Annotated in this window: 26 protein-coding genes, 1 tRNA gene and 1 pseudogene; 14 read left to right on the top strand and 14 right to left on the bottom strand. The window is 67.1% G+C overall.

Annotation, left to right across the window (positions count from 1 at the left end):
* Window positions 1–29 precede the first annotated feature (29 nt).
* Window positions 30–827 carry an SDR family NAD(P)-dependent oxidoreductase gene (locus A5732_RS25255; protein ID WP_076103604.1) on the bottom strand — a complete coding sequence of 266 codons (798 nt, stop codon included), beginning with the start codon at window positions 825–827 and terminating at the stop codon, window positions 30–32.
* Between the two features lie 192 nt (window positions 828–1,019).
* On the opposite strand from A5732_RS25255, the gene A5732_RS25250 reads away from it, so the two are divergent.
* Window positions 1,020–1,832 carry a TetR/AcrR family transcriptional regulator gene (locus A5732_RS25250; protein WP_076103603.1) on the top strand — a complete coding sequence of 271 codons (813 nt, stop codon included), beginning with the start codon at window positions 1,020–1,022 and terminating at the stop codon, window positions 1,830–1,832.
* An 18-nt stretch (window positions 1,833–1,850) separates the two neighbouring features.
* Here the strand turns inward: A5732_RS25250 and A5732_RS25245 are convergent, their stop codons facing one another.
* Window positions 1,851–2,759, bottom strand: a complete 909-nt coding sequence (locus A5732_RS25245) for an enoyl-CoA hydratase/isomerase family protein (protein ID WP_076103602.1) — start codon at window positions 2,757–2,759, stop codon at window positions 1,851–1,853.
* Window positions 2,756–3,451, bottom strand: a complete 696-nt coding sequence (locus A5732_RS25240) for a hypothetical protein (RefSeq protein ID WP_076103601.1) — start codon at window positions 3,449–3,451, stop codon at window positions 2,756–2,758. Before A5732_RS25240 ends, A5732_RS25245 begins: the two co-directional genes overlap by 4 nt.
* Before the next feature lie 122 nt (window positions 3,452–3,573).
* Between A5732_RS25240 and A5732_RS25235 the strand changes: the two genes are divergently transcribed.
* The 6 genes and pseudogenes from A5732_RS25235 to A5732_RS25210 all read left to right on the top strand — a co-directional run bounded on the left by A5732_RS25235 (window position 3,574) and on the right by A5732_RS25210 (window position 10,574).
* Complete coding sequence (locus A5732_RS25235) at window positions 3,574–4,395, top strand: enoyl-CoA hydratase/isomerase family protein (protein ID WP_076103649.1); 822 nt, start codon at window positions 3,574–3,576, stop codon at window positions 4,393–4,395.
* A gap of 15 nt (window positions 4,396–4,410) precedes the next feature.
* Window positions 4,411–5,222, top strand: a pseudogene (locus A5732_RS25230) (enoyl-CoA hydratase/isomerase family protein).
* On the top strand, window positions 5,213–6,013 hold the full coding sequence (locus A5732_RS25225; protein WP_171975095.1) for an enoyl-CoA hydratase/isomerase family protein: 801 nt from the start codon (window positions 5,213–5,215) through the stop codon (window positions 6,011–6,013). Before A5732_RS25230 ends, A5732_RS25225 begins: the two are co-directional and overlap by 10 nt.
* Window positions 6,013–7,482, top strand: coding sequence for a class I adenylate-forming enzyme family protein (locus A5732_RS25220; RefSeq protein WP_076103600.1), 1,470 nt, complete (start codon window positions 6,013–6,015; stop codon window positions 7,480–7,482). Before A5732_RS25225 ends, A5732_RS25220 begins: the two co-directional genes overlap by 1 nt.
* On the top strand, window positions 7,472–9,040 hold the full coding sequence (locus tag A5732_RS25215; protein ID WP_076103599.1) for a class I adenylate-forming enzyme family protein: 1,569 nt from the start codon (window positions 7,472–7,474) through the stop codon (window positions 9,038–9,040). Before A5732_RS25220 ends, A5732_RS25215 begins: the two co-directional genes overlap by 11 nt.
* Complete coding sequence (locus tag A5732_RS25210) at window positions 9,033–10,574, top strand: class I adenylate-forming enzyme family protein (RefSeq protein ID WP_076103598.1); 1,542 nt, start codon at window positions 9,033–9,035, stop codon at window positions 10,572–10,574. The genes A5732_RS25215 and A5732_RS25210 overlap by 8 nt, the downstream gene beginning before the upstream one ends.
* Here A5732_RS25210 and A5732_RS25205 read toward each other — a convergent pair.
* The 6 genes from A5732_RS25205 to fabG form a co-directional block, all read right to left on the bottom strand.
* On the bottom strand, window positions 10,550–10,912 hold the full coding sequence (locus A5732_RS25205) for a hypothetical protein (RefSeq protein ID WP_076103597.1): 363 nt from the start codon (window positions 10,910–10,912) through the stop codon (window positions 10,550–10,552). The two genes, A5732_RS25210 and A5732_RS25205, sit on opposite strands and share 25 nt — an antisense overlap.
* 86 nt (window positions 10,913–10,998) lie before the next feature.
* The gene (locus A5732_RS25200) at window positions 10,999–11,691 is read right to left on the bottom strand and encodes a GntR family transcriptional regulator (RefSeq protein ID WP_076103596.1); all 693 of its coding nucleotides are present in this window, start codon (window positions 11,689–11,691) and stop codon (window positions 10,999–11,001) included.
* Window positions 11,692–11,695: 4 nt separating this feature from the next.
* Window positions 11,696–12,889: an acyl-CoA dehydrogenase family protein gene (locus A5732_RS25195; protein WP_076103595.1), complete on the bottom strand. Its 1,194-nt coding sequence runs from the start codon at window positions 12,887–12,889 to the stop codon at window positions 11,696–11,698.
* Between the two features lie 24 nt (window positions 12,890–12,913).
* The gene (locus A5732_RS25190; RefSeq protein ID WP_076103594.1) at window positions 12,914–14,113 is read right to left on the bottom strand and encodes a CoA transferase; all 1,200 of its coding nucleotides are present in this window, start codon (window positions 14,111–14,113) and stop codon (window positions 12,914–12,916) included.
* Window positions 14,110–15,330, bottom strand: coding sequence for an acetyl-CoA C-acetyltransferase (locus tag A5732_RS25185; RefSeq protein WP_076103593.1), 1,221 nt, complete (start codon window positions 15,328–15,330; stop codon window positions 14,110–14,112). The genes A5732_RS25190 and A5732_RS25185 overlap by 4 nt, the downstream gene beginning before the upstream one ends.
* Window positions 15,327–16,067 carry a 3-oxoacyl-ACP reductase FabG gene (gene fabG / locus A5732_RS25180; RefSeq protein ID WP_064952311.1) on the bottom strand — a complete coding sequence of 247 codons (741 nt, stop codon included), beginning with the start codon at window positions 16,065–16,067 and terminating at the stop codon, window positions 15,327–15,329. The genes A5732_RS25185 and fabG overlap by 4 nt, the downstream gene beginning before the upstream one ends.
* A 123-nt stretch (window positions 16,068–16,190) precedes the next feature.
* Here fabG and A5732_RS25175 point away from each other — a divergent pair, with 123 nt between their 5' ends.
* The 3 genes from A5732_RS25175 to A5732_RS25165 are packed head-to-tail and all read left to right on the top strand — an operon-like array spanning window position 16,191 to window position 18,689.
* Window positions 16,191–17,363 (top strand): acyl-CoA dehydrogenase family protein, encoded by a 1,173-nt coding sequence (locus tag A5732_RS25175; RefSeq protein ID WP_076103592.1) that lies wholly within the window; start codon window positions 16,191–16,193, stop codon window positions 17,361–17,363.
* 26 nt (window positions 17,364–17,389) lie between these two features.
* Window positions 17,390–18,211, top strand: coding sequence for a mycofactocin-coupled SDR family oxidoreductase (locus A5732_RS25170; protein WP_076103591.1), 822 nt, complete (start codon window positions 17,390–17,392; stop codon window positions 18,209–18,211).
* A 49-nt stretch (window positions 18,212–18,260) separates the two neighbouring features.
* On the top strand, window positions 18,261–18,689 hold the full coding sequence (locus tag A5732_RS25165; protein ID WP_076103590.1) for a pyridoxamine 5'-phosphate oxidase family protein: 429 nt from the start codon (window positions 18,261–18,263) through the stop codon (window positions 18,687–18,689).
* Window positions 18,690–18,693: 4 nt separating this feature from the next.
* Here A5732_RS25165 and A5732_RS25160 read toward each other — a convergent pair whose 3' ends face one another.
* The 3 genes from A5732_RS25160 to A5732_RS25150 form a co-directional block, all read right to left on the bottom strand.
* Window positions 18,694–19,770, bottom strand: a complete 1,077-nt coding sequence (locus A5732_RS25160; protein WP_076103589.1) for a phosphotransferase family protein — start codon at window positions 19,768–19,770, stop codon at window positions 18,694–18,696.
* An 87-nt stretch (window positions 19,771–19,857) separates the two neighbouring features.
* Window positions 19,858–21,594 (bottom strand): ABC transporter ATP-binding protein, encoded by a 1,737-nt coding sequence (locus A5732_RS25155; RefSeq protein WP_076103588.1) that lies wholly within the window; start codon window positions 21,592–21,594, stop codon window positions 19,858–19,860.
* Window positions 21,591–24,206 carry an ABC transporter ATP-binding protein/permease gene (locus A5732_RS25150; RefSeq protein WP_076103587.1) on the bottom strand — a complete coding sequence of 872 codons (2,616 nt, stop codon included), beginning with the start codon at window positions 24,204–24,206 and terminating at the stop codon, window positions 21,591–21,593. Before A5732_RS25150 ends, A5732_RS25155 begins: the two co-directional genes overlap by 4 nt.
* A 254-nt stretch (window positions 24,207–24,460) precedes the next feature.
* Here A5732_RS25150 and A5732_RS25145 point away from each other — a divergent pair, with 254 nt between their 5' ends.
* Window positions 24,461–24,886: a thiol-disulfide oxidoreductase DCC family protein gene (locus A5732_RS25145; RefSeq protein ID WP_076103586.1), complete on the top strand. Its 426-nt coding sequence runs from the start codon at window positions 24,461–24,463 to the stop codon at window positions 24,884–24,886.
* A 6-nt stretch (window positions 24,887–24,892) separates the two neighbouring features.
* Here the strand turns inward: A5732_RS25145 and A5732_RS25140 are convergent, their stop codons facing one another.
* Together A5732_RS25140 and A5732_RS25135 are read right to left on the bottom strand one after the other, a co-directional pair.
* Window positions 24,893–25,222, bottom strand: a complete 330-nt coding sequence (locus A5732_RS25140; RefSeq protein ID WP_076103585.1) for a hypothetical protein — start codon at window positions 25,220–25,222, stop codon at window positions 24,893–24,895.
* Window positions 25,223–25,310: 88 nt separating this feature from the next.
* Window positions 25,311–25,394 (bottom strand) — tRNA-Leu (locus tag A5732_RS25135).
* Between the two features lie 89 nt (window positions 25,395–25,483).
* Here A5732_RS25135 and A5732_RS25130 point away from each other — a divergent pair.
* The 3 genes from A5732_RS25130 to A5732_RS25120 are packed head-to-tail and all read left to right on the top strand — an operon-like array spanning window position 25,484 to window position 26,965.
* Window positions 25,484–26,221 (top strand): hypothetical protein, encoded by a 738-nt coding sequence (locus tag A5732_RS25130; RefSeq protein WP_076103584.1) that lies wholly within the window; start codon window positions 25,484–25,486, stop codon window positions 26,219–26,221.
* Between the two features lie 16 nt (window positions 26,222–26,237).
* Window positions 26,238–26,618 carry a hypothetical protein gene (locus A5732_RS25125; RefSeq protein WP_076103583.1) on the top strand — a complete coding sequence of 127 codons (381 nt, stop codon included), beginning with the start codon at window positions 26,238–26,240 and terminating at the stop codon, window positions 26,616–26,618.
* Window positions 26,615–26,965, top strand: a complete 351-nt coding sequence (locus tag A5732_RS25120; protein WP_007773933.1) for a DUF3817 domain-containing protein — start codon at window positions 26,615–26,617, stop codon at window positions 26,963–26,965. The genes A5732_RS25125 and A5732_RS25120 overlap by 4 nt, the downstream gene beginning before the upstream one ends.
* Window positions 26,966–26,979: the final 14 nt, after the last annotated feature.

Raw genomic sequence — 26,979 nt, 5'->3', positions numbered from 1 at the left:
GTCTGCCAATCGATTTCTTGAACCCGCGATCAGGTGAAGTCCGAGCCGCCGTCGACGTTGATGTTGGCTCCGGTCATGTAGGAGTTGCGTCGCGAGGCCAGGAACGCGGCGACCGGGCCGATTTCGTCCGGCAGGCCCGCTCGCGGCATGTGCGCGGGATGGCCGAAATGCTTGGCGATGGCCTCCATCAGGGCGTAGGGGTCGTTGCCGTCGACCCCCACCGACTTCGCCCAACCGACCAGGGATTCCGACGCGATGCTGCCGGGCGATACCACGTTGACCAGGATCTCGTCCTTGGCCAGCAGCAGGGACAGGTTCTTCGAAACGCTGGTCAGCATCGACTTGGCCGCCGTGTAGGCCGGCAGCATGACGCTTTGCCGCTGGGTCGAGTGCGCCGAGAAGGTGACGATCCGGGCCCATTGCGCCCTGCGTAACAGCGGAAGCGCCGCACGCACGCAGCGCACCATTCCCAGCACGCCGTCTTCGACGGACTCGCGCCACTGGTCATCGGTCAGATCTTCGAACGTGCCCGCGGCGCCCGGCCCCACCGTGATGACCAGAGCATTGAGTTCGCCGTCCCATCGCTGCGCGAGCTCGCCGAACACCGCGCCGACCGCATCGTCGTCGCCGATGTCGGCGGTCAGTCCGACCGCGTCCGGGCTGCCGCGTTGGGTGAGATCGGTCACCGCCGCATCGAGGGCGTCTCGGCTACGCCCGACCACCGCCACCCGGGCGCCTTCGTCGGCGAAGCAACGTGCCGTCGCCAATCCCATACCGCGGCTACCGCCGACTACCACCGCAGTGGCATTCGCCAGCCCTAGATCCATCGCTTAATCCGTAGCTCCAGTCCGGTCATTTTCGCCTGTCCAGCCGGTTTACCAAAAAGCCTACGATAGGTATTACAGTAGCAGAGGAAGAATGCGACACGAAGGCGTATACGCAGGTCAGATGAGAAGTGCCGGTAAATTCGATATTACCGGCAGCACGGCTGCCAGACCGCACGCACGAAACAGATTTTGATGGAGGTGCCCGTAGTGGCAAAACAGGCAACCGCCGATAAGCGCCGGCGGCGCGAACGCGGATCCATCAATCCCGATGACATCATCAGCGGCGCATTCGAACTCGCGGAGCAGGTGTCGATCGACAATCTGAGCATGCCGCTGCTCGGCAAACATCTCGGCGTCGGTGTGACGAGCATCTACTGGTACTTCCGCAAGAAGGACGACCTGCTCAACGCGATGACCGACCGCGCCCTGAGCAAGTACGTGTTCGCCACTCCCTACGTCGAGGCCAGTGACTGGCGCGAGACATTGGCCAACCACGCGCGGTTGATGCGTAAGACGTTCATGGGCAACCCAATTCTGTGCGACCTGATTCTGATTCGGGCGGCCCTCTCCCCGAAGGCGGCGCGGATGGGAGCCCAGGAGATGGAAAAAGCGGTCTCGAATCTGGTGCAGGCCGGCCTGTCACCGGAGGACGCGTTCGACACGTACTCGGCGATCTCGGTTCACGTGCGCGGGTCGGTGGTGCTGCAACGGCTCTACGAAAAGAACCAGTCGTCGGACGTCGGTCCCCGGGCCATCGAGGACGCCGTTGCCATCGACCCGGAGAAGACACCCCTCCTTTCTCAGATAACCCGGATCGGCCACCGGATCGCCGCGCCCGATGAACCCAATTTCGAGTACGGCCTGACCTGCATTCTCGACCACGCCAGCCGGCTGATCGAGGAAGGGAAAGCGGCGAAGGGCGGCAAGGCGGCGCCGTCACGCCAGCGCAAGCCGGCCAAGTCGGCTACCACCCGGAGCCGGGCCAAGGCGGCAGCGGCCCGCTAGCCTTCCCGAAATGGCTTGTCAGCCTTCGGGTTCCGGTACGTGGAAGTGCTCGTCGCGTAACCGAAACGCCTCCCTGGCGCCGTGCTGCGCACGGGTTTTGACGAAGTTGAATTCGTCCGGCCCGAATTGCAGATTGGTGCCGAAGGCGTGGAACAGATAGCTGGCGACCTCTTCGCCCTGGTACGCCTGGCTCTGTTCGACCAGCCGGAATGCCTCCTTGGCGATCACGACCCCGTCGGCGGGCATCTTCGCCGCCTTTTCGGCCCAATATCGGGCCCGGGCCGTCACCGCGCCGGGCGCGCAGGTATCGGTGAAGATTCCGAGGTGTTCGATCTCGGCCGCCTCGATGATGTCGCCGGTCAGCAGCAGGCGCCGGGCCAGCACCGGCCCGAGCCGGTGAAAGAACATGTGCAGACTGCCAAGCGCCGGCCCGAGGAAACGGGTGGCCGGCATGCCGATCTTGGTGTCGCGCGCGATGACCGAGATGTCGGTCATCAACGCCATCTCGAAGCCGCCGCCCAGGGCGTAGCCGGCGATCTCCCCCACCGTCACCTTGGGGAAGCCCATGAAATTGTGATAGAAGCCAAAAGACTTGCGGTCCACGGTAAGTCGCCGACGCTGGCTGGGGCGTCGTTTGGCCGCCCGGTCGTCGCCGGCTACCTGGTTCTGTGGCGCGGATGAGCCATACCAGCCGTAGGCGTTGTTCATGTCGGCTCCGGTGGAGAAGACCCCCTCGGCGCCGCGCAGCAACACCACCGTCAGGTCGTCGTCCTCGGCCACCTGGTCCAGACAGCGGGCGACGGCCTCACGCATCGACGCGTCATACGAGTTCCGTTGCTTGGGATTGTTCAGCGTGATGGTCGCGATCCGCCGATCGGGATCGACGTCGAAGAGCACGCGATCGTCTGAGGTGCTCGAGGCGGTCATGTATCGGACTCCTTTCGGCGCCTGCCGAATCGCGATCCGGCAAGCTTCTCCGGCCGTGACGCCAACGTGTTGACCTCGCCGGTACACAGGACGTCGTCGTCGAGCAACAGCCGCCCGGTCGACGTGATGCCGCGTTCACCCTCGGAGCGGGCGATGTCGAAGCGCAGCTCGGTCAGCACCGGTGTCGGCCGGCGGAAGGTCACCACCAGGGATCGAGTCTTGCCGGACAGGCCGGTGACACAGTTGTGGTGCTGAATGACGCAGTCGAAGAAGACGCCCAGGAATCCGCCGTGCACCAGTCCCGGCGGCCCCTCGTACACCAGCGGGAACTCGACACTGCCCGTTGCGTTCTCGGCATCAACTCGGTCGAACCGGTATTCGGGAAAGCACGGGTTGTACGCACCGATGTCGGTTGCGTGGTTGAGGTAGACGCGGCGAGGATCGTCGGGCAGTTCGCCGATGCGCGGCGCGTTGTCCGCGGGCGCCGCGGCCGACAGCTCGCCCTCCCACTCGGCGAACTTCTGCAACATGGCGTCGACCGCGCGGTGGGGGTGCTCGAGGGAGACCAGCAGCGAGCTAAGCCGCCGCATGGCGGCAGCCGCGGCGACGGTCTGGGCCAGCGGCGCCTCGCCGAATCTGGCGTCGCCGTTGCTCGTCGACGCCCGCGCGGCATGCCCCTCCGACAAGGCCATGGTTCTCTCTTTCACCCCGGGTTGTTTCGCAGGCAGAGTATCCTTGCTAACTTATACAGCGTATCAATCGTATTGCCTACTGTATGGGTAACCGTATCGGCGAAGAAAGGCCGGATTCGACGGTGAGTCAGGGGGCCGACACGGCCGGTGCCGAGGGTTCGGTAACAGTGCACCGCGACGGTGCGGTGTTACTGGTGACCATCGACCGCCCATCCCGGCGTAATTCGTTGACGCAGTTGATGATCGGGACCCTGGTCGAAACGCTGACCGATGCCGCCGCCGACGATTCGCTGCGGGCCGTCCACATCCGCGGCGCGGGCGACGACTTCTGCGCCGGCGCCGACTGGGTGGCCGCCAACAATCCGGGCGGGCGGCGCCCCCGCGCCGGTGATCTGGTGCGACGGATCCCCCATGCCGCTCACCGGGTGATCGAACTCGTCGCGACCGTCCAGTTGCCGGTGGTGTGCAGCGTGCGCGGCTGGGCAGTGGGATTCGGCTGTAACCTCGCGCTGGCCGCCGACTTCACGGTGGCCGCCGACGATGCGGTGTTCTGGGAGCCCTTCATCGACCGCGGATTCAGCCCCGACTCCGGATCCACCTGGCTGCTGTCCCGGCTCGCCGGCCTGGCGCGGGCCAGGCGCATGCTGCTGCTCGGCGAGAAGGTGGGCGCGCCGGATGCGGCCGACTGGGGATTGATCCACCAGGCGGTGGGCGGCCCCGACCTCGACCACGCCGCCGAGGAGTTGGTGCGCCGACTGGCCTCCGGACCGACGGCCGCGATCGGCCTGGCCAAACAGGCCCTGAACTTCGGCCAGCACGCAACGCTGAGCCAATCGCTGACCCAGGAGCTGTTCAACCTGGAATTGTCCTGCCGAACAAGCGATTTCAAGGAGGGCTTGGAGGCCTTCCGGCAGCGACGCCCACCGAAGTTCGATGGCCGATGATCGAAGGGATGATCAATGCCCACTGATTCGTTCGACACGATCAAGTACGAAGTCGACGGGCACACCGCGACCGTCACCCTGAACCGCCCTGATGCCCTCAATGCGCTCAGCCCGCACATGATCACCGAGCTGCGGGCCGCCTACGACGAGGCCGAGAACGACGACAACGTATGGCTGACCATCGTGACCGGCACCGGCCGCGCGTTCTGCACCGGCGCGGATGTCAAAGAGATTCCCGAAGACGGCAAGGTGATCTACGAACGGCCATACCTGTCGACCTACGACCAGTGGGAGGCGCCACAGGAGGGCACGCCGCCGTTTCGCACCATGGCCAAGCCCGTGCTGACCGCCGTCAACGGAATCTGCTGTGGCGCCGGGATGGATTGGGTGACGACGACCGACATCGTCATCGCTTCCGAGCAGGCGACCTTCTTCGATCCACACGTCAGCATCGGGCTGGTGGCCGGCCGGGAACTGGTGCGGGTGTCTCGGGTGTTGCCCCGCTCGATCGCGCTGCGGATGGCCTTGATGGGCAAGCACGAGCGGATGAGCGCACAACGCGCCTACGAGCTCGGGCTGATCAGCGAGATCGTCGAGCACGACAACCTGCTGGAGCGGGCTCACGAGATCGCCGACATCGTCAATTCCAATGCGCCACTGGCTGTTCGGGGCACCCGGCTGGCAATCCTCAAGGGCTCAACGTGCCACTGCACGAGGCGGAGATACTCGCCGAAACCTTTCGCGAACGCGTGCTGCGCACCGAGGACGCGGCCGAAGGCCCCAGGGCGTTCGTCGAGAAACGCAAACCGAATTGGCAATGCCGATGACCTTCGAAACCATCCTGCTCGGCGTCGACGCGGACAGCCATGTCGCCACCATCACGCTGAATCGCCCCGATCAGCTGAACGCGTTCAACCGCACCATGTGCGAGGAGATGGCCCGCGCCTGGCGCACGGTCAAACTCGACGAGTCGGTGCATGCGGTGGTGCTGCGCGCGGCCGGCGACCGGGCCTTCAGCGCCGGGCTTGACATCAAGACGCCGTACGGCCAGCCCGAAAACATCTGGAACCACGAGGATCCCGGTGAGCTGCTGAGCCCCAAGTGGCAGAAGATGTGGAAACCCGTGGTCTGCGCGGTCCAGGGCATGTGCACCGCGGGTGGGTTCTACTTCGTCAACGAGTCCGATGTGGTCATCTGTGCAGAAGACGCCACGTTCTTCGACTCTCACGTGTCGGCGGGCCTGGTCTGCGCATTGGAGCCGGTCGGCCTGATGCGGCGGATCGGACTGGGTGAGACGTTGCGCATCGCCCTGATGGGCAACGACGAACGGGTCGGCGCCGACACGGCGCTGCGGATCGGACTGGTCTCCGAGGTCGTCGCCGCGGACCAGCTGTGGAAGCGCGCCCACGAGATCGCGGCGACCATCGCCGCCAAGCCGCCGACGGCGACGGCGGGCACCGTCAAAGCGATTTGGGAGTCGCTGGACAAGCCGTACCGCGCCGCGATGGAGCAGAACCTGATCTACACCCGGCTGGGCAATCCGCTGGGCACCGCCGAGCTGGCCGCTCAGAGCGATTCCCGGGCCTGGGACTCCGCGCGCACACCGAAGATTCGCTGATGTCGCGTCACCCGCTGGTTCAACGCATCGCCGACGTGCTCGCCCTAGAACCGGACGCGCACGCCATCGAGTATGGCGGCGATTGGATCTCCTGGGCTCACCTCTCCGCATCGGCACAACGCATCGCGGCGGTCACCGCCGGAGCCGAGGTGGGGATGCTGTTGCGCAACCGGCCGGGACACGTGGCCGCGTTCCTGGGCGTGCTGCTGGGCGGCGGAACGGTCGTGGTCGTCAACCCCTCACGCGGCGACGAGCGCACCAAGGCCGACATCGCGGGTCTGCAGCTTCCCGTGATCGTCGGCGAGCGCGGCGATCTGACGACGCTGGTCCCCTCGGGCACGCCGACGGTCGCGATTTCGGGCCTGCTGGACGACGCCGACGTGTCCGCGCCGCCCGCCGGCGGCGCCGCTTCGCCGTCCGGTGTCGCGGTGCGCATGCTGACCAGCGGCACGACGGGCCCACCCAAGCGAATCGATCTGGGCTACGACATGCTGGCCCGCAGCGTGATGGGATCGGATCCCGAACAGGCCGCGCCGCCACAAGAGCTGCGCCGCGGCGTCGCGATCGTGAACTCGCCGCTGGTGCATATCGGCGGGGTGTTCCGGGTGTTGCAATGCATCGCCGAGGCGCGACCGTTCGTGCTGCTGGAACGATTCGAGCTCAACGCTTGGGCCGCGGCGGTGCGCAAGCACCGGCCCCGCGCGGCGTCGCTGGTACCGGCCGCCCTGCGCACCGTCTTGCACTCCGATGTTCCGCGCGCCGACCTGGAAAGTCTGCGGGCCGTCACCTGCGGGACGGCGCCGCTGTCGGCCGAGGATGCCGACGCCTTCACCGAGAAGTACGGCGTTCCGGTGTTGACCTCGTATGCGGCAACCGAATTCGGCGGTGGGGTGGCGGGCTGGACCCTTGCCGATTACCAGCGGTACTGGCAGACCAAACGAGGCAGCGTCGGGCGGCCCAATCCGGGCGCTCAGCTCAGAGTGGTCGCCGAGGACGGAACCCCCTTGGGCCCAGACGAAGTCGGCCTGCTGGAGGTCAAGCCGGGCCAGCTGGGGCCCGCCACGCCATGGATGCGGACGACGGACATGGCGCGGATCGACGCCGACGGGTTTCTCTGGATCGTCGGCCGCGCCGACCAGGCGATCATCCGCGGCGGATTCAAGGTGATGCCCGACGACGTTCGCCTCGCACTGGAGAGCCACCCCGCGGTGGCCGGCGCGGCCGTGATCGCCCGACCCGACGACCGGCTCGGGGAGACACCGGTCGCCATGGTTGAGCTCCGCGAACGAGCCGACACCGACGCCGGCGCGCTGGTGCAGTACCTGCGAGAGCGACTGGCCCGCTACGAGATACCCACCGAGATCGCGATCGTCGACACCATCCCCCGAACACCCTCGGGCAAGGCCGATCTCGGTGCGATCCGAAGCTTCTTTCACGAGTCCGCGGTGCAGCGCGACCATGCCCGTTGATCGATTGACGATCGCCGGGATTCTGCGGCAGCAAGCGAGTTTGCGCGGCGATCACCCGCTTCTGGTCTGCGACACAGACCGGATCAGCTACGCGGAGGCCGACATCCGGTCGGCGCAACTCGCACGCGGTCTGATTGGCCTCGGTGCCGGCAAGGGAACCCATGTGGGGCTGCTCTATCCCAACGGACCCGAATTCGTCGTCGGGATGCTGGCCGCGGCGCGAATCGGTGCCGTGGTGGTCCCGTTCTCCACCTTCGTCACCGCCCGCGAGCTGCGCGAGCAACTGGTCGACAGCGATGTGAGAATCCTGTTGACTGCCAAATCGTTTCGCTCTCACGATTACGTGCAACGACTGTCCGAGATCTTCTCCGGTGCCGATCTCGGTTCCCGGTTGTTGTGTGCCGCGGCACCGCAGCTGCGCCACGTGGCGATCACTCATGAGCCGGTGCGCCGGCTGGCCGACGCCGTCGATCCGGCACTGCCGACGGCGCTGGAAGAGGATGTCGCCGAAGGTGATCCGCTGGCGATCGTATATACGTCGGGCTCGACCAGTGCCCCGAAGGGCGTGGTGCACACGCACGGCAGCCTGCTCGCGCATCAGCGCAACCTCAACCGAATCCGGGGCTTGGCTCCCGACGACAGGCTGTTCTGCAATTCGCCGTTCTTCTGGATCGGCGGGCTCGCGTTCGGCCTGCTCGCGACTGTGCTGGCCGGATCGACGTTGGTGTGTTCCAACGCCAGCGATGCGGGGGCGATGCTCGACCTGCTGGAGGCCGAAAAGCCGACCCTCACCAACGGATTCGCCGCCGGGATCGCCCACCTGGCCGACCACCCGAGCTTCCCCCGGCGCGACCTGTCGTCGATGCGGCGCGGCAACCTGTACCCGATCATGGCTCCCGACGCCCGCCCGGCCGACCCGGAACTGCGGCACAACATGCTGGGCATGACCGAGGCCGGCAGCGTCGTGCTGATCGGCGATGACGAATCCGACCAACCCGAACACCGGCGCGGCTCGTTCGGCAAGCCGGCGCCGGGATTCGAGGCCAAGGTCGTCGATCCCGACACCGTGACCGCCGTGCCGGTCGGCGAGGTCGGCGAGCTGTGTCTTCGCGGGCCGTACCTGATGCAGCGTTACTACAAACGCAGCCGGGAAGAGTGCTTCGATGCCGACGGCTGGTTCCACAGCGGCGATTTGGTGCGCATCGATGCCGACGGATTCGTCTATTTCGTCGGCCGGCGCAGCGCGATGATCAAAACGGCGGGTGCCAACGTCTCGGCGGCCGAGGTGGAAAAGGCCATCAGCAGGGTCACCGGCGGGGCGCCGGCTTATGTGATCGGCATTCCCGACGCCCGGCGCGGGCAGGTCGTCGCCGCGGTGGTCGTCCAGCCAGACGGTGCCGCGGATTTCGACGAAGCCGCGCTGGTCGCGCGGCTCAAAACGGAGCTGTCCGCGTACAAGATTCCCAAGCGGTTCATCGCCCTTCGCGGCGCCGAGGTTCCGCTGCTGTCGAGTGGCAAGGTCGACGTGCGGCGACTCAGAGAGCACTTCGATGTCTAGCACCATCGACCAGCTGGTGCGGTTGCGGGCGGACCACGACGGTGGCACGCCGATGGTGATCGACCCCACCTCCCGGATCAGTTACGGCGAACTGGACTCCACCACAAGGGATCTGGCTGCCGTCTTTATCGAGGCGGGCGTGGGCAAGGGCACCCGGGTGGGACTCATCATGCCAAACAGCACCCGCTGGGTGCAGGTCGCCATCGGCCTGACCCGTATCGGCGCGGTGCTGGTACCACTGAGCACTCTGTTGACGGCCGCAGAGCTGGCCGCGCAACTGCGGGTGGCCACGGTGCAGTTCTTGGTCAGCGTCGAGGAGTTCCGCGGCCACCGCTACCTCGACGAGCTCGCGACGGTGCGGAGAGCCGAACTTCCTGCGTTACGGGACGTTTGGCCGGTCGACCGGCTCGATAACGCCGTCGCGAGCGAACGGGCCCGCGACATCGTCGACCCCATGACGGCGACGGTCACCCCAGCCGACCCGTTGGTGATCATGTTCACCTCGGGCAGCAGCGGATCGCCCAAGGGAGTCATCCACTCACACGGCAATGCGTTGGGCGCCGTGCGGTCGGGCCTCGCGGCGCGGTGCATCACCGCCGAGACCCGCCTGTATCTGCCGATGCCCTTCTTCTGGGTCGGCGGCTTCGGCAGCGGAATACTCTCGGCCCTGCTGGCCGGCGCCACCCTGGTGACCGAAGAAATCCCCCGGCCCGAAACGACCCTGAAACTGCTGCAAGGCGAACGTGTCACGCTGTTTCGGGGCTGGCCGGACCAGGCCGAGACATTGGCACGGCACGCCGGCGAGGCCCGCGCCGATCTGTCGGCTCTACAGGCGGGGAGCCTGCAGGCCCTGCTACCGCCCGAGCAGCGCGCCCAGCCCGGCGCGCGCGCCACGTTGTTCGGCATGACCGAGGCCTTCGGCCCGTACTGCGGTTACCCCGCCGACACCGACATGCCCGCGTCGGCGTGGGGCAGTTGCGGAAAACCGTTCCCCGGCATGGAGGTCCGCATCGTCGACACCGACAGCGGCGCGCCCGTGGCGGCGGGTGCCACCGGCATGATCCAGATCCGCGGACCACACACGCTGCGCGGCATCTGCGGGCGCACCCGCGAGGACCTGTTCACCGCCGACGGTTTCTACCCTACCGGTGACCTGGGCCACCTCGACGACGATGGATTCCTGTTCTACCACGGGCGATCCGACGACATGTTCAAGGTCAGCGGCGCGACGGTCTACCCCAGTGAGGTCGAGACTGCCCTGCGTGCTATCGACGGGGTCGGCAACGCCTTCGTCACCAATGTTCCCGGCGCTGCGGGCAATCGGGTGGGCGCGGCGGTGGTGTGCCGTGGGTTGAGCGCCGAGCAGCTGCGCGGCTCGGCACGAACCCTGCTGAGCGCCTTCAAGGTTCCGACGGTGTGGCTGTTCCTGGATTGCGACGACGACGTTCCGCGCGGCGGCACCGGCAAGGTCGACATCCGTCGTCTGCGCGAGATGCTGTCAGACCAGGCTCAGGGGACCCGCGTCCAGGGCTGACAGTTCTGCGACTCGAAGGCCTTCACCGATGAGTTGATGTTCGCGAACATCGGGCCGATCGAGGTATTCGTTTGCAGTACATGGTCCTTGTTCGCATCGGGCGTGCTGTAGGTGAACCACGAGCACATCGAGTCCTGGGTCGGCACGTTGTTGATCCACACTCCGAACGCCGAGCCCGAGCCGCCCGTGTGGTACAGACCCGGCGCGATGTCGGGCCCGACGACAAAGACACCATTGCCGGGGATGGGGTCGAGCATGTCGGCATGAGCCGGTGGCGCAAACGCGATTGCCGAAACGCAGGCAACCAAAACTGCCGATGCGCGAAGCGGTGGGGACATTCTTCCTCGCTCTGCTCGGTCGCCCCCTTGCGTTGCAGCGTATGCCTAGGTGCGCGGAAGCGACAAGAGTCGCCGCCGGGGCGGCTTCACGAGGACGTTTGGCCGCCCCCGTCGGCCACCACCCCGCGCGCGACGAGGTGATCGATCAACGGCACCGCGCCGGCGGCAAGGTGTTCCGACATCGCCGCGCGGGCGAGCTGATCGTCGTGCTTTTTCAGCGCGGACAGGATCCGCCGATGGTCGTGCATCGATTGCTCGGGCCAGCCCTCGATGGCGGGAAACACCGATTCGGGGGCGTAACGGGTGATCTGCGACATCAGCTGGGCGAGCTTGGGCGAGTCCGCCGCGACATTGATGGCGCGATGAAACTCGTGATTCAGCCGCACGGTGCGTTCGTGTTCATCGCCGGCGTAGGCGTCCTCCAGCTGCGCCTGGATCTCCTTGAGCTTGTGCAGTTGGTCATCGGTGATGTTGAGCGCGGCCCGCGCGGCCAACTCACCACCCACGTGCGCCTGCACGTTCGCCACATCGGTGACGTCGCGTCCGGTGACCGGCAGCACCACGAAACCCCGTCGCGGCTGCTGGTTGATCAGGCCCTCGGCGCACAGCGCGAACAGCGCCTCACGCACCGGCGTGACACTGATACCCAACTCCGCGGCCAATTGGTCCAACCGGACGTACGATCCGGCGGCGTACGCCCCATCGAAAATCCGCCCGCGGATGATCCGCGCGACGTCCTCGGAAAGTTGAGGCCGCGCAGCGAATTCCGGAACGCTCATCCGCTTACACCTGATACTCGGCGAGCAGTCGCTTGCTGATGATGTTCTTCTGGATCTCGCTGGTGCCCTCACCGATCAGCAGGAATGGGGCGTCGCGCATCAGCCGCTCGATTTCGTATTCCTTGGAATAGCCGTAGCCACCGTGGATGCGGAAGCTCTGCTGGGTTACCTCGGTGCAGTACTCGCTGCACAGGTATTTGGCCATCCCGGCGGCGACGTCATTGCGCTCGCCGGAGTCCTTCAGCCGCGCCGCATTGACCATCATCAGGTGTGCCGCTTCGACTTTGGTCGCCATCTCGGCGAGCTGGAAGGCGATGGCCTGATGCTCGGCGATCGGCTTGCCGAAGGTCTGGCGTTGTTGCGCGTAGCGCACCGCGAGCTCGAAGGCACGAATCCCGAGACCACAGGCACGCGCCGACACGTTGACGCGGCCGACCTCGATGCCGTCCATCATCTGGAAGAAGCCCTGGCCGGTGGTGCCGCCGAGCACGTCGTCGGCGCCGGCCTGGTAGCCGTCGAAAATCATCTCCGTCGTTTCGATGCCCTTGTAGCCCAGCTTCTCGATCTTGCCCGGAATGTGCAGGCCGGGAATGACTTCGCCGAAACCGACCGGCTTCTCGACAAGGAACGCGGTGAGGTTGCGGTGGGGTTTGTCCGACCCTTCGTCGGTGCGCACGAGAACCGCCACCAGCGTGGAGGTGGCGCCGTTGGTCAGCCACATCTTCTGGCCGTCGATGGTGTAGGTGCCGTCGTCGTTGCGCCGCGCCCGGGTGCGGATCGCGGCCACGTCGGAACCCAGCTCCGGCTCCGACATCGAGAAGGCGCCACGGGTCTCACCGGCTGCCATTCGCGGCAGGAACCGCTGCTTCTGCTCGTCGGTGCCGTGCTGGCGCAGCATGTACGCAACGATGAAATGCGTGTTGAGCACGCCGGATACGCTCATCCAGCCGCGTGCCAGCTCCTCGACGCACAGCGCGTAGGTCAACAGCGACTCACCCAGCCCGCCGTACTCCTGCGGAATCATCAGGCCGAACAGGCCCATCTCGCGCATCTGGTCGACGATCGCCTGCGGGTAGGTGTCACTGCGTTCCAGTTCGGCCGCGTGGGGAATGACTTCCTTCTCGACGAATTTCCTTACGGTGGCGATGATCTCGGTCTGCACCTCGGTCAGTCCGAGGGTCTGGGCGAGTTTGGTCATGTGCTGTGTTTCCCTTCCGGCGGCTCAGCAGGCGATGGTCTTGGCGTTGGTCAGGCGCTCGATGTCGGCGGCGCTCAACCCCAGGCGTGCAAGGACGTCGGCGGTGTCCTGCCCCAGGGCCGGCGCGGGCGCGCTGGCCGGATGTGCGCCGTCGAATGCGGCCGGCAGGCCCGGGGCGAAATACTCGCCGAGACCGGGTTGCCGCAGCCGCGAAAACAACGGATTGCCGGTGACCTTCGGCCCCGCCGCGACCTCGGCGAAGGTGCGGTACCGCTCGAACAGCACGGTGGTGGCGGACAGTGCGGCGGTGATCTCGTCGGCGGTGTGACCGCTGAACCACGTGGCGAACAGACCCGACAGCACGTCACGGTAGCGGTAGCGGTCGCCCTCGGACCCGAAATCCGCCCCCAGCGCCTCGGCGAGCGCCGACACCGCGGCACCGGTGCCCGTCACCGCGAGTAAGTCGCGAAAATGCCTGCCGGTCAACGTAACCACCATGAACCTCGCGCCGTCGCTGCTGACGAAGTCCTGCCCGTACTGGCCGTAGATGGCGTTACCCAGCCGTTCGCGTTGCGTCCCGTTGACCTGCGGTTCGGTCAGCAACCCCAGGTTGGCCGCGGTGGCCAGGGCGACGTCCTCCAACGCCAGGCTGATCCGCGCTCCCGTCCCGGATTGCTCGCGGTGGCGCACGGCGGTGACGACCGCCAGCGCGGCGTACAGCCCGCAGCACACGTCCCAGGCCGGCAGCACGTGATTGATCGCTCCGCCATGATCGGCCGGACCGGTGACGAGCGGATAGCCGAGACCCGCGTTCACCGTGTAGTCGACTCCGGTGGAACCGTCGCCGCGCCCGAGTAATTGAACGTGAATCACGTCAGGGCGTCTGGCCGCCAGCACTTCGTGGCCGAGCCAGGACAATCCTGCGGCGTTGGTCACCACGATGCCGTCGCCCTCGACGATCAGCCGCTGGACCAGTTCGTGGCCCTCCGGGGAGCGCAGATCGATGGTGGCCGACCGCTTTCCCTTGTTCAGGCCGGTCCAATAGATCGAGGTGCCATCCGCCGCCAGTGGCCACCGTTGCACATCGGATGCACCGCCGATCGGGTCGACCCGGATGACTTCCGCGCCAAGCTGACTCAGCGTCATGCCGCACAGCGGAGCGGCGACGAAACTCGACACCTCCACGACGGTGAGGCCGTCGAGTGGCAACGCCGAACCGGTCATCGCGATGCGACCCGTTCGAAGACGGCCGCCAGGCCCTGGCCGCCGCCGATGCACATGGTCTCCAGGCCGTAGCGCGCCTCGCGGCGATGGAGTTCGCGCGCCAGGGTGGCCAGCATCCGGCCGCCCGTCGCTCCCACCGGATGGCCCAGCGAGATCCCCGAACCGTGCACGTTGGTCCGCTCGTGATCGGCGGCACCGAAGTTCCATTCCCGCATCACCGCAAGCGCTTGCGCGGCGAAGGCTTCGTTGAGCTCGATGAGGTCGATGTCGGCCAGCTGCAGGCCCGCCTTGGCCAGCGCGACCTCGGTCGCCGGCACCGGCCCGATGCCCATGACGTTGGGTGCGACCCCCGCCACGCCCCACGACGCCAGGCGTACCAACGGCTTCAGGCCGTATTCGTCGGCCTTCTCCGGCGTGGTGACCACGCACATCGATGCCGCGTCGTTCTGCCCGCTGGAGTTGCCCGCGGTGACCGTCGCCTCCGGATCATCCTTCAACAGAACGGGTTTGAGCTTGGCGAGCGACTCGACCGATGTGTCGGCGCGCGGGTGCTCGTCGGTGTCGATGAGTTCCTCACCGCTGCGGGTGCGGACCGCGACCGGGATGATCTCCTCGGCCAGGACGCCGTCTTTCTGCGCGGCGACGGCACGCTGGTGGGATCGCACCGCGAGCTCGTCCTGCTCCTGGCGTGAAATGCCGTACTGGCGGCGCAGATTCTCGGCCGTCTCCAGCATTCCGCCCGGCACCGGGTAGTTCCGGCCGCCAGCGGTGGTGCGTCCCCGGGCCAGCCCGTCGTGCACCTGCACGCCGTTGCGGGCACCGCCCCAACGCATGTCGGTGGAGTAGAAGGCGACGTTGCTCATGCTCTCGCAGCCGCCGGCGACGACGAGGTCGTTGTCGCCGGCGGCCACCTGCAGGCACGCCTGGATGACCGCCTGCAGGCCAGAGCCGCAACGCCGGTCGACCTGCATGCCCGGAACCGTCACCGGCAGACCGGAATCCAACGCCACCACGCGCCCGATCGCCGGGGCGTCGCTGTTGGGGTAGCAGTGGCCCAGGATCACGTCCTGCACGGCGTCGGGTGCCAGCCCGGTCCGCTCGAGCAGTCCCTTCAGTGCGGTGACGCCGAGGTCGACCGCGCTGCAGGCCTTGAACATTCCGCCGTAGCGGCCGATCGGGGTCCGAACGGGCTCACAGATGACGGCCTCGGCACTCATAGGTGGCGGCCGCCGGTGATCTCCATAACGGTGCCGGTCATGTACGACGACAGATCCGAAGCCAGGAACAGCGCCACGCTGGCGACCTCACTGGGCTCACCGGCCCGGCCCAGCGGCACCTCGGCGACCTTGGAATCCCAAATGCGTTGCGGCATGGCCTCCGTCATGGCCGAGCGGATCAGGCCGGGAGCGATCGCGTTCACCCGGACACCCAGGTAGGCCAGCTCTTTGGCGGCCGCCTTGGTCATGCCGACGATGCCCGCCTTGGCCGCCGAGTAGTTGGTCTGGCCGATCATGCCGACCTTGCCGGACACCGAGGACATGTTGATGATGGAGCCGCGCTTGTTTTCGCGCATGACGGCGGCGGCCAGCCGGGTGCCGTTCCAGGTCCCCTTCAGGTGCACGTTGATCACCTGATCGAACTGCTCCTCGGTCATCTTGCGCATCGTCGCGTCCCGGGTGATCCCGGCATTGTTGACCATGATGTCCAGGCCGCCGAAACGCTCGACCGCGGTCTGGATCAGGGTTTCGACGTCGGACGACTGGGTGACATCGCACCGAACCGCGACCGCGACGTCATCGCCGCCCAACTGCTTGGCCACGACCTGGGTTTCCTCGAGGTTGACGTCGCCGAGCACGACTCGCGCACCCTCCGCGACGAAGCGCTCCGCGATGGCCAGGCCCAGCCCTTGCGCTCCGCCCGTGATTACCGCGGTCTGACCTGTCAACAACGCCACTGTCGATCACACACCCTTCACTGTTATCGCCTCCACCGGGCACCCGTAAGGCAAATATCATATTTGATATAGGATCCTGCCCTGAACCGGGGTGCCCCGGATCGAGAGAGGAGTGTGGAGCCCATGGCCACCGCCGAAGTCGCGGAAGTCTCCGACGAGGACTTCAGCGAGATCCTCGCTCAGACAAGGCAATTCGTCCGCAGCGCGGTGGTCCCCCGCGAGCAGGAGATCCTCGACACCGACCGCGTCCCCGACGACCTGCGCGACGAGGCCAAGAAGATGGGCCTGTTCGGCTACGCGATTCCCCAGGAGTGGGGCGGCCTTGGCCTCAACCTGATGCAGGACGTCGAGCTGGCGATGGAGCTGGGCTACACGTCACTGGCGCTGCGGTCGATGTTCGGCACCAACAACGGCATCGCCGGACAGGTGCTGGTGGGGTTCGGCACCGACGAACAGAAATCCCGCTGGCTGGAGTCGATCGCGACCGGAGACGTCGTCGCATCGTTCGCGCTGACCGAACCTGGCGCCGGATCGAACCCGGCCGGCTTGCGCACCAAAGCCGTTCGCGACGGGGATGATTGGGTCATCTCCGGGCAGAAACGCTTCATCACCAACGCACCCGTCGCCAATCTCTTCGTGGTGTTCGCCCGTACCCGGCCCGCGGACGACCAGGGTCCGGGGATCGCCGTCTTCCTGGTCCCCGCGGACGCCGCCGGCGTCGACGTGGGCGCCAAGGACGCCAAGATGGGCCAGGAGGGCGCCTGGACGGCGGACGTGAACTTCACCGGCGTCCGCGTCGGCTCCGATGCCCTCGTCGGCGGCAGTGAAGACCACGGATACCGCGCGGCCATGACCTCGTTGGCCCGCGGGCGGGTGCACATCGCCGCCCTGGCGGTGGGCGCCGCCCAGCGCGCGCTCGACGAATCCGTCGCGTACGCCGCCACCGCGACGCAGGGCGGGGCGCCGATCGGAAGCTTTCAGTTGGTGCAGGCGATGCTCGCCGACCAGCAGGCCGGGGTGATGGCCGGCCGCGCGCTGGTGCGTGACGCGGCGCGGCTATGGGTCACCGATCAAGACCGCAGGATCGCCCCGTCGGCCGCCAAGTTGTTCTGCACCGAAATGGCCGGCAATGTCGCGGATCTCGCGGTGCAGATACACGGCGGCAGCGGCTACATGCGTGGCGTTCCGGTCGAACGCATCTACCGTGATGTGCGCCTGCTGCGGCTCTACGAGGGCACCAGCGAGATTCAGCGGTTGATCATCGGGGCGAATCTCGTCAAGGCCGCGCAGCGGTAAGAGGCCGAACCAATGGAGGAGCAAGTATGAGCGGCAAGCTTGCCGGAAGAGTGGCATTCATCACCGGCGCGGCACGCGGCCAGGGCCGGGCGCACGCGGTGCGCATGGCCGCCGAAGGCGCCGACATCATCGCCGTCGACATCGCGGGCAAGCTGCCGTCCTGCGTGCCGTACGACCCGGCGACGCCCGACGATCTGAGCGAGACCGTGCGCCTGGTCGAAGCGGCGAACCGCCGGATCATCTCGTCGGTCGTGGACACCCGCGACTTCGACGGTCTGCGAAAGGTCGTCGCGGACGGCGTCGCCGAGCTGGGCCGGCTGGACATCATCGTGGCCAATGCCGGGGTCGCGGCTCCGCAGGCCTGGGACGACATCACGCCGGAGAACTTCCGCGACGTCATGGACATCAACGTGACCGGCACCTGGAATACCGTGATGGCCGGCGCGGACAAGATCATCGAGGGCGGCCGCGGCGGCTCCATCATCCTGATCAGCTCCGCGGCTGGAATGAAGATGCAGCCGTTCATGATTCACTACACCGCCAGCAAGCACGCCGTCAGCGGGCTGGCGCGGGCCTTCGCCGCCGAGCTGGGTAAGCATTCGATCCGGGTCAACAGCGTTCACCCGGGTCCGGTGAACACCGCGATGGGCTCCGGCGACATGGTCAACGCGGTGGGCAAGACCATGGAAACCAACCCCCAGCTGTCGCACGTCCTCACGCCGTTCCTGCCCCACTGGGTCGCCGAGCCGGAGGAGATCGCCGATACCGTGTGCTGGCTGGCCAGCGACGAGTCGCGCAAGGTCACCGCAGCACAGATCCCGGTCGACCAGGGCTCGACGCAGTACTGATCATCGGTCGCGCGGGAATAGCCGCACAGTCGCGGCGTTTGGACTCGTCATGAAAGCCTTCAGCGAAACCGAGCGCCAGAAGTTCCTCGCCGACAAGCATGTGGCGGTGTTGTCCGTCGCCGCCACCGAAGGCCGGCCGCCGGCCAGTGTCCCGATCTGGTACGACTACACCCCCGGGGGAAATGTCCGGATCATGACCGGGACGTCCAGCCGCAAGGCCCGGCTGATCAAGCAGGCGGGCGCCGTGACGCTGGTGGTCCAGCGCGAGGAGCCGCCGTATCAGTACGTGGTGGTGGAAGGCACCGTCGTCGAGACCACCCAGCCGGCCCCGGCGGACCTGCAGGAGTCGATCGCCATCCGCTACCTCGGCGAGGAGGGCGGACGCGCGTTCGTGCGCAGCATGGAAGGCGTCGAGGAGGTGCTGTTCACCATCCGGCCCGACCGCTGGCTGAGCGCCGACTTCACCGGCGACCTCTGAGGGCTCAGCCGATCAGCTCCAGCGTGCCCAGCTCGCGGATCGCCTGGCAGCCGCGGCTGAGCATGGTCAGCACCATGTCGTCGCCGCGCTCGGTGGCCGCGGCGAACGCGAAACCCAGGGCCGAGATCAGCGGCGCCTGCAACACGCCGAGCCGGTAGTCGCGCCAACATGTTTCGCGGTCGTAGTCGCTGACCCCGCCGGCCGTCAGCGCGCGATGATAGTCGGCGACGAGCTCTTCCTCGATGCCCGCGCGCAGTTGCGAATTGAGGCTGGTCGCCGTGAAGTAGGCGAGATCCCGGGCCGGCAACCCCACGCCGAGCGTCTGCCAGTCGACCACGCTGACCCTGGTTCGCTCGGGATCGAACAGCAGGTTGTCCAGCCGGTAGTCGCCGTGCAGCAAGGCGAACCGGTCGTATTCGGACAGCAGCCACGGCGCGATGGAACCCATTGCCGCGCTGAAGGTGTCGCGATCTCCCGCGCTCATCCGATCGCCCAGCTTCTCCAGCGTGATGTCGGCGCTCATCTTCGCCACCTCGCCCATGCCGTTGGCACCGGCCTCGTCCGGCCGGCCGAACGCGATGCCCGGAAAATCGAGCCAGACGGGATCACACCAACTGGGCGCGTGCAGGCCCGCCAGCGCGGTAACGGCGAGGCGCGCTTCGGTTTCGCCGCAACCGACGAGCTGATCGCCCTGCACCGCCGGCGCCTGATCGGCGAGCAGCAGGGCAAAATCCATTGCATCCTCGGTGATCTCGGAGTAGAAGCACCGGGGTGTGGGAACCTGGACCCGATCCACCACCGAGGAGTAGAAGGCGCATTCGCTGCGGTAGCCGATGACCACCCGGTCACGGACCGTATCGTCCTGCGCGGGCAGCTTGATCACAAAGGTCTGCGGCAGGTCACCGGGATCCGTCGCGTAGCGGGCGGTCACCCGATAGGTCGCCCCCGTCTGCCCGGTGCCGATCGCGACCACGTCCACGTCGGCGACCTCGACGGGTGTGCCGCTGCCAGACAGCGCGGCCGACAACCACTGCGGGGTCACGTCGGCGGGGTAACGCGGTATCGACAGCACAGCACTCATAAGCAGCACGCCTCCTGTACGCAGACAGCTCGGTCCGACTGACAAACTGTAAGGCATACCATAAGAGCCCCAGTCAACCGCGGTGCGTTAATCGGCCAGAATCCGCCATTCGGCGGCTTCGTGCTGCTGCCGCCAGAATTCGTCGAAACGGCCGCCCGCAGCGAGCAATTCGTCCACCGTTCCATCCTCGACGACGCGGCCGTGGTCGAGGAACAGGACGCGGTCGGCGTGACTGATGCTGGCCAGCCGATGCGCGACGATCACCTGGGTGCGCGATTGCGGGTCGGCGGTGAGGGCGTCGACCACCGCGGCCTCGTTCTCGGTGTCCAGCGCGCTGGTCGCCTCGTCTACCAGCAGAATCGGTGCGGGCTTGAGCAACGCACGGGCGATGCTGACCCGTTGCCGCTCACCACCGGACAGTGCCGAGCCGGCCTCGCCCACCACGGTGTCGGCGCCGTCGGGGAGCCTCGCGACGAGCTCGTCGACACGGGCAAGCGCCACCGCCCGCTCGAACCGCTCGTCGCCGGCGCCGGGATCACCGGCAAACACGTTGTCGCGGATCGACCCGTGAAACAGGTAGGGATGCTGGAACACCACGCTGCTCGCCGCGCGCCGGGCGTCGCCGTCCAGCGTCGCCGCGTCGACCCCGTCGATCAGCACCCGGCCGGCCGTGGGCTCGTGCAGTCCGGCGATCAGCGCCAGGATGGTGCTCTTGCCCGAACCGGACGGTCCGACGATCGCCGTCGTGCCGCCCGGCTCCAGCGCGAAGCTCACCCCGTCGAGCACCGGCGCCCCTGCGCCGTCGTAGCGGAACACCACATGATCGAACTCGATACGCGGCGCCGCCCCGCCAGTCAGCGTGCCGGCGCCGGCATTCATCAGCGGCGCGGTGAGCACCGAACGGATGTTGTCGAGGGTGGCGCGGGTGCTCTCCAGCGCCGGCGCCAGCTCGCTGATGGTGGTGAACGGTTCCAGGTAGCGCACGATGACGACGATCAACGCGATGGCCTCGGCCACCGTGAGCGTTCCGTTCACGGTCAGCGCGGTGGTCGCCCCGGCCAGCAGGATCAGCGCGAGCTGGCTGGCCAGGCTGAACAGCAGCTGCCCGGGGACCTGCATGGAAAGCAAGCGCATGGTGGCCCCGTGTTGCGCGGCCAGCGCGTCGCCGACCAGGCTTCGCGCCGGCTCGACGCGCCGCGCGGCCCGCAGCGCCTGCTGGGTGCGGGCGAACTCGATGATCCGCTCGGTGAGCGCGCTATTGGCGTCGGCCGCCGCGGCATCGGCGCGGCGCGCCAAGCGGGCCGATGCCCACAGCGCGCCCAACAACAGCGGCAGGCCGCCGAGCGCGGCGGCCCCCAGCTGCCAGGAGACCGGCAGCAGGACGACCGCGATGGCGGCGGGCAGCAGGATGGCGGAGATCAGCGGCGTGAGCAGGTTGACGACCAGGCCGACGAGTTCCGGACCGGTCGCCGCGATCGCCTGCCGCGCCGTCGCGGTGTGCTCGGCGGTGAACCAATCCAGTCGCACACCGGGCAGCCGGTCCGCCACGTCGTGCTGGCTGTGATCCAGCACCGCGAAGCCCAGGTTGAAACCGATACGCGCGGTTGCGGTGTCGATCACCCAGCCGGTCACGGTCGCCGCGGTCAGCCAGCCCAGCCAGACCAGTGCGCGCTGCGGCTCGTCGCTGAACAACGCCCCGACCAGCGGGACCAACAGCACGGTGGCCACCGCGCGCACCACCACGGAGATCAGTGCGAGCACCGTGTAGGTGATGACCCGGTTGCGGCGATCCGCCGGAACCAAACTCAACCACGTGCGGATCATCGTGTGCCCTCGCCCGTCGTGCTTGCGGCCACCCGGTCACGGCGGCCGCCCTCCCACAGCCGCCGGTACCGGCCGTCGGCGGTCAGCAACTCGTCATGGGTGCCGCGTTCCACGATGCGGCCGTGGTCGAGCACAACGATCTGGTGGGCCCGGGTGATCGTGTGCAATCGGTGCGCGATCACCAGCACGGTGCGGTCCTGAGTCAGGCGGTTGAGCGCTTGCTGCACAAGGTATTCCGATTCGGGGTCGGCGAAGGCGGTGGCCTCGTCGAGGATGAGCACCGGGGTGTCGGCCAGGATCGCGCGGGCGATGGTGAGTCGTTGGCGCTCACCGCCGGAGAGCCCACTGCCGGCGCCGAGCATGGTGTCGTAGCCGTCCGGCAGTCGCATGATGCGGTCGTGGATTTGTGCCTCACGCGCCGCCTGTTCGATTTGCGCCGCGGTGGCATCGGGGACGGCCAGCGCGATGTTTTCCGCGACCGTGCCGTGCACCAATTGCGTCTCCTGCAGCACGAATCCGACCTGAGCGTAGAGCTGGTCCGCGGTCATCGACCGAATATCCTGTCCCCCAACGCGTATCGCGCCCTGCCCGACATCGTGGAACCGGGCCAGCAAGGCGGCCAGCGTCGACTTGCCGGATCCGGAGGGGCCGACCAACGCGGTGACGGTACCGGGCCGCAAGGTCAGCGACACGTCGTGAATGACGGGAACGTCGGGGCGATAGCCGAAGCCGACGTTGTCGAACACCACCGTCGCCGCCACATCTCGGTGGGCTTCGTCGTGGTCTCGCACCGCGAGGTCGGCCTCGTCGAGCGTGTTCTGCAGGCGCCGCGCGGCCAACATGCCGGCGCGGATGCCGCCGAGGCCGTAGGCGATGCCGAGCAGCCGTGCGCCAAAGGTGGTGCCCAGCAACAAGAACGGCAGCAGGTCCACCGGGTTCATCCGCCCGGTGACCACCAGCAGGGTCCCCGTGACCGCGATGAGCCAGAGGAACGTGGCGGGACGGGTGACCAGGTCCATGAAGGTCTTCTTGCCGGCCAGCGGGCGCTGCCAGGCGACCAGGAAGCCGACGTACTCATCCAGGCGGCGCCGGAAGCTGGATGCGGCGGCACCACCGAAGACGCGGATCACCGGCTGGCCTTCCAGGTATGCGCCGGCCTCGCCGCTCATCGTCTCCGCCCAGCGCTGCGACTGCGGGATGCGCGGGCCCGACTGGATCGTCAGCGACGACGTCAGTACCAGGTACACCAGGACGGGCACGAACAACACCAGCGCCACCCGCCAGTCGACGGCGAACAAATAGACCAGCACCGCGACCGGCGCGACGGCCGCGGCCACCGCGTCCGGTATGGCGTGGGTGACCAGGTAGTGCAAGGACAGCGTGTCGTCGGTCAGCAGTTGCTTGATCGACCCCGAGCCGCGTGCGGTGAACCAGCCCAGGGGTAACCGAGACAGCTTGTGCAACAGCCGCGATCGCAGATCGCGCGCGAATCGGGCGTCGACGACGTGGAGCCAGAGGGTGAGCGCGGCGCCGAGCAACGCACCCAGGCCCAGCAGCGACACCGCGGCGATGCCGATATCCCACAGCCGGGAGGCGGGCGCCCCGGAAACCAACAGCCGGGCCAGCTCGACCAGCAACACGAACGGCGCCAGTTGCACCAGCGTGATCACCGCCTGCAGCACGCCCGAGACGATCAGCGCCGACCGCAGCGGTGCGAGCAGCCGACCGGCGCCCTGGGCACGCCAATTCCCGCGGGCCGCCGGGACGGGAGCCACGTCGGACACCTGCGGAGCCGACTCCAGTTGCGCCGCAATGTCTTCCGTGGAAGCGCTGGGTGTGGCGCCGACGGGCGCCTCCGGCTCGTCGCCGCGCCGGGTGCCCATCGCGCGCCCGGCGCTCCAGTAGGCCTGGGCGTGCACCTCGGATTTGGGAAAGCCGAACTCGCCGCGCAGCCGCGCTCGCACCTGCTTGAGCGTCGTGGCCTCCGGCGTCGCCCACGCGTACCAGTTCGACCAATCCCGGCTCTCGATCGCGGAGGCGAGCGATTTCTCATCGTGGCGGGCAACCCAGTGCAGCCGCAGCCGGGGATGCTGCGCGACCGGTATCAAGGTGTCGTTGTCGTCGTGCTGTTCGAGGTACATCTCGATGGGGACATCGTCGGGGACGACCCCGATGATCCCGTTCATCCCTGGGATGGACGCCGAGTCGCCGATCAGCAGGTAGCCGGCCGGCTGCTCGTCGGGCACGTCGAATCGCGACGAGCCCATCAGGGCCATGACCGCGATGGTCGCCCCGGGCTGCACGGTGCGCGCCCATGATGACGCTGGGCCGGCGGGATCGTGCAGCACGATGTCGACGGCGAAACGTCCGGCGGGGACGTCCGCCTCCGAGATCGTGTAGGCGCGCTGGAATTCGGTTTTCGATCCGTCCGGGTCCGGGAACCAGAACCGCAGCCACGCAGCCGGTTCGGCATCGACGTCTTCGAACAGCGTCGGCGATGTCATGCGCACCCGCACGAAATGCGGGGCGATCCGGACGGTTTCGATCACCGTCGCGGTGTGGTCGCGCGCGCCGAAGCTGCGCAGCATCACACCGGAGAATCCGCGTGCCATTAGCGGTCCTTTCTCGCGGCGCTCCGCGCCGCGACGGCCTCGCCGATCTGACGACCCGGCGGGTTCACCGCCACGAGGCCAGGGATCGATGCGGCCCATGGGGCGCGCACAACCTGAATTCGACGCCTACCACGACCCCACACGTGGGCGCCGCGATCACCGGCCAGCCGGTCACGACTTGGTACGTTACCCCCACAAACTAAGGGTTGCCTTACCATAGGTCAACCTGGCCCCCGCTCGGTAACCTGGCAGGCGTGAGCGGTGAGTTGGTGGCGCCCGTGCTGCTGTACGACGGGGTCTGCGGGGTGTGCAACCGGTCGGTGCGCACGATCCTTCGGTTCGATCCCAGCGGTCCGCTGCGCTTCGCAGCGCTGGACAGTGTCTTCGCCAAGGCGATCATCGAGCGGCACCCGGAGATCGGCAACGTCGACTCGGTGGTGTTTGTGAATGACCCGGGCGGCCCCTCGGAACGGGTGGGCGTCCGATCCGAGGCCGTCCTGCGCGTGGCGGATTATCTCGGCGGACCGTGGCGAATGTTCGTGGTCGCGCGCGTCATTCCGGCTCCGCTGCGCGATTGGCTCTACGACAGGTTCGCCGCGATCCGCTATCGCGTCGGCGGCAAGTACGACAGTTGCCCGCTGCCGGCCCCGGAGGTTCGCGCCCGCTTTGTGGCGGACTGACCGGCGTCAGTCGGTGCCCGGCGCCGAGGCGAGGTCGGCTTCGGATTCCTTCCGCTTCAGGGCGGCGAGCTTGCGATCCTCTTCGGCCGCCTGGCGGTGCTTGAGCGCAGACGTGCGGTGCACGTCCGTGTGCGATACGCCCTGTCGGATGGTTTGATCTTGAATCTCGGCGACCCGTTCGTGCTGGAGCGCCGATTCCTCGAAGCTGTGGGCCGCGGACAGTCCCGCGCGAGCGGCGCGTTCGCGGGCCGCGGCGGCGTTGTGTTCGGCGAGTTCGACATCTTCTGCGGTGAAGGCCTTTTCGCCTCGTGCTGTGGGCTCGTTTCCAGTGGGCATGGCGTCTCCCTTGTGTCCCGTGAGTTCCAGATACCCGCCAGGAAGGGTTTGACGCTTATGTCTTCGAGATTTCGTCTCGGGTGTCGAGTGCGGGCGGAGGGACTCGAACCCTCACGCTCTCTCGAGCACCGGCACCTAAAGCCGGCGCGTATACCAATTTCGCCACGCCCGCGCGCGTAGAGATCGTACAGCTTCGACGACTCCACAACTTGTCGGTAATCAGGCCTAGCTTGACCGATAACCGAAGAGAAAGGCATCCAAATGCGGTCCGCGGAGCAGTTCGATGCTGCGCGGCGACTCATCGCCGCCGGCATAAACGACTGCGCGATTGGGCGACAACTCGGCGTACCGCGGCAGACGGTGCGGGACTGGCGATGCCGTCCACAAATTCGATCGCGGTCCGCGGGTGGATCAGACTGTGGCACCCTTCATGAGTTTGCCGCTCTTCCGGCAGCGCCATATTCCTATCTCCTCGGCCTGTACCTCGGCGACGGCTGCATATCACGCGACCGACGGATCTGGCGTCTTCGCGTGACGTTGGATAAGGCATATCCCGGAATCATCGACCGCTGCCGCGTGGCCATAGATACCCTGATGCCCGGCCAGCTCGCATCGATCCACCGACAGCCGACTGGCTGCGTAGTCGTCTCGCTGTACTCAAAACACTGGCCATGTTTGTTCCCTCAACATGGCCCCGGCCGCAAGCACCTGAGGCCGATTCGGCTGGAACCTTGGCAGCAGGCTCTTGTCAAACAGGCCACCGAGGAATTCGTTCGCGGCCTCATCGAAAGCGACGGATGCCGTGTGGTGGCGAACGACCGCGGGGTCCGAAGCGTGCGGTACCACTTCTCAAACCGTTCCGACGATATCCGCGGGCTGTTCACTGCCGCGCTCGACCACCTTGGCATCCCGTGGACCCGATCCAGTCGCTACGTCATCGCCATCTATCGCAAGGCAGCGGTGGCACGGCTCGACGAATTCGTCGGGCCCAAATCGTGAGCGGTACGGTCAAGGGGTGTCCACTACGCATCGTCGCAGGCCCGCGCTCATCGCGCTGGTGATCGTCGCGGCGTGCGGCTGCCTGGCCCTGGGCTGGTGGCAGTGGACCAGGTTCAATTCCGTCTCCGGCTCCTTTCAGAACCTGGGCTATGCGTTGCAGTGGCCGCTGTTCGCCGGATTCTGTGTCTACGCCTACCGCAAATTCGTTCGCTATGAAGAGGAACCACCACAGCCGCGGAGCACAGACGCGATGACGGAGATACCCGCCGGGCTGCTGCCCGAGCGGCCCAAGCCCGCGTCGCAGGCACTCGACGACCCCGCGCTGCGCGAGTACAACGCCTACCTTGCCGAGCTCGCCGCGCAAGACGCCGAAAAGCAGAAGAGGACAACCGCATGACCACACCGGAGACGCCCGGAACATCAGTGCCCGCAGTGCCCGTCGACAAGATCCGCACGGCGCTGCTCGGCTACCGGATCATGGCGTGGACGACGGGTCTGTGGCTCATCGCGCTGTGCTACGAGATCGTCTCGCACCTCGCCTTCGGCCACGAGATCCGGTGGATCGAAGTGGTCCACGGGTGGGTGTATTTCATCTACGTGCTGACCGCCTTCAATTTGGCGGTCAAGGTGCGCTGGCCGCTCGGCAAGACGGTCGGCGTGCTGCTGTCCGGGACCATCCCGCTGCTCGGCATCATCGTCGAACACTTCCAAAGCAGGGACGTCAAGGCGCGTTTCGGGCTATAGCCACGCGCCTCTCC

The organism is Mycobacterium colombiense, from assembly GCF_001953985.1.
GTDB lineage: Bacteria > Actinomycetota > Actinomycetes > Mycobacteriales > Mycobacteriaceae > Mycobacterium > Mycobacterium colombiense_B.
Note: the sequence above shows the minus strand (reverse complement) of the source record. Positions and strands in the feature narration are given on the sequence as shown.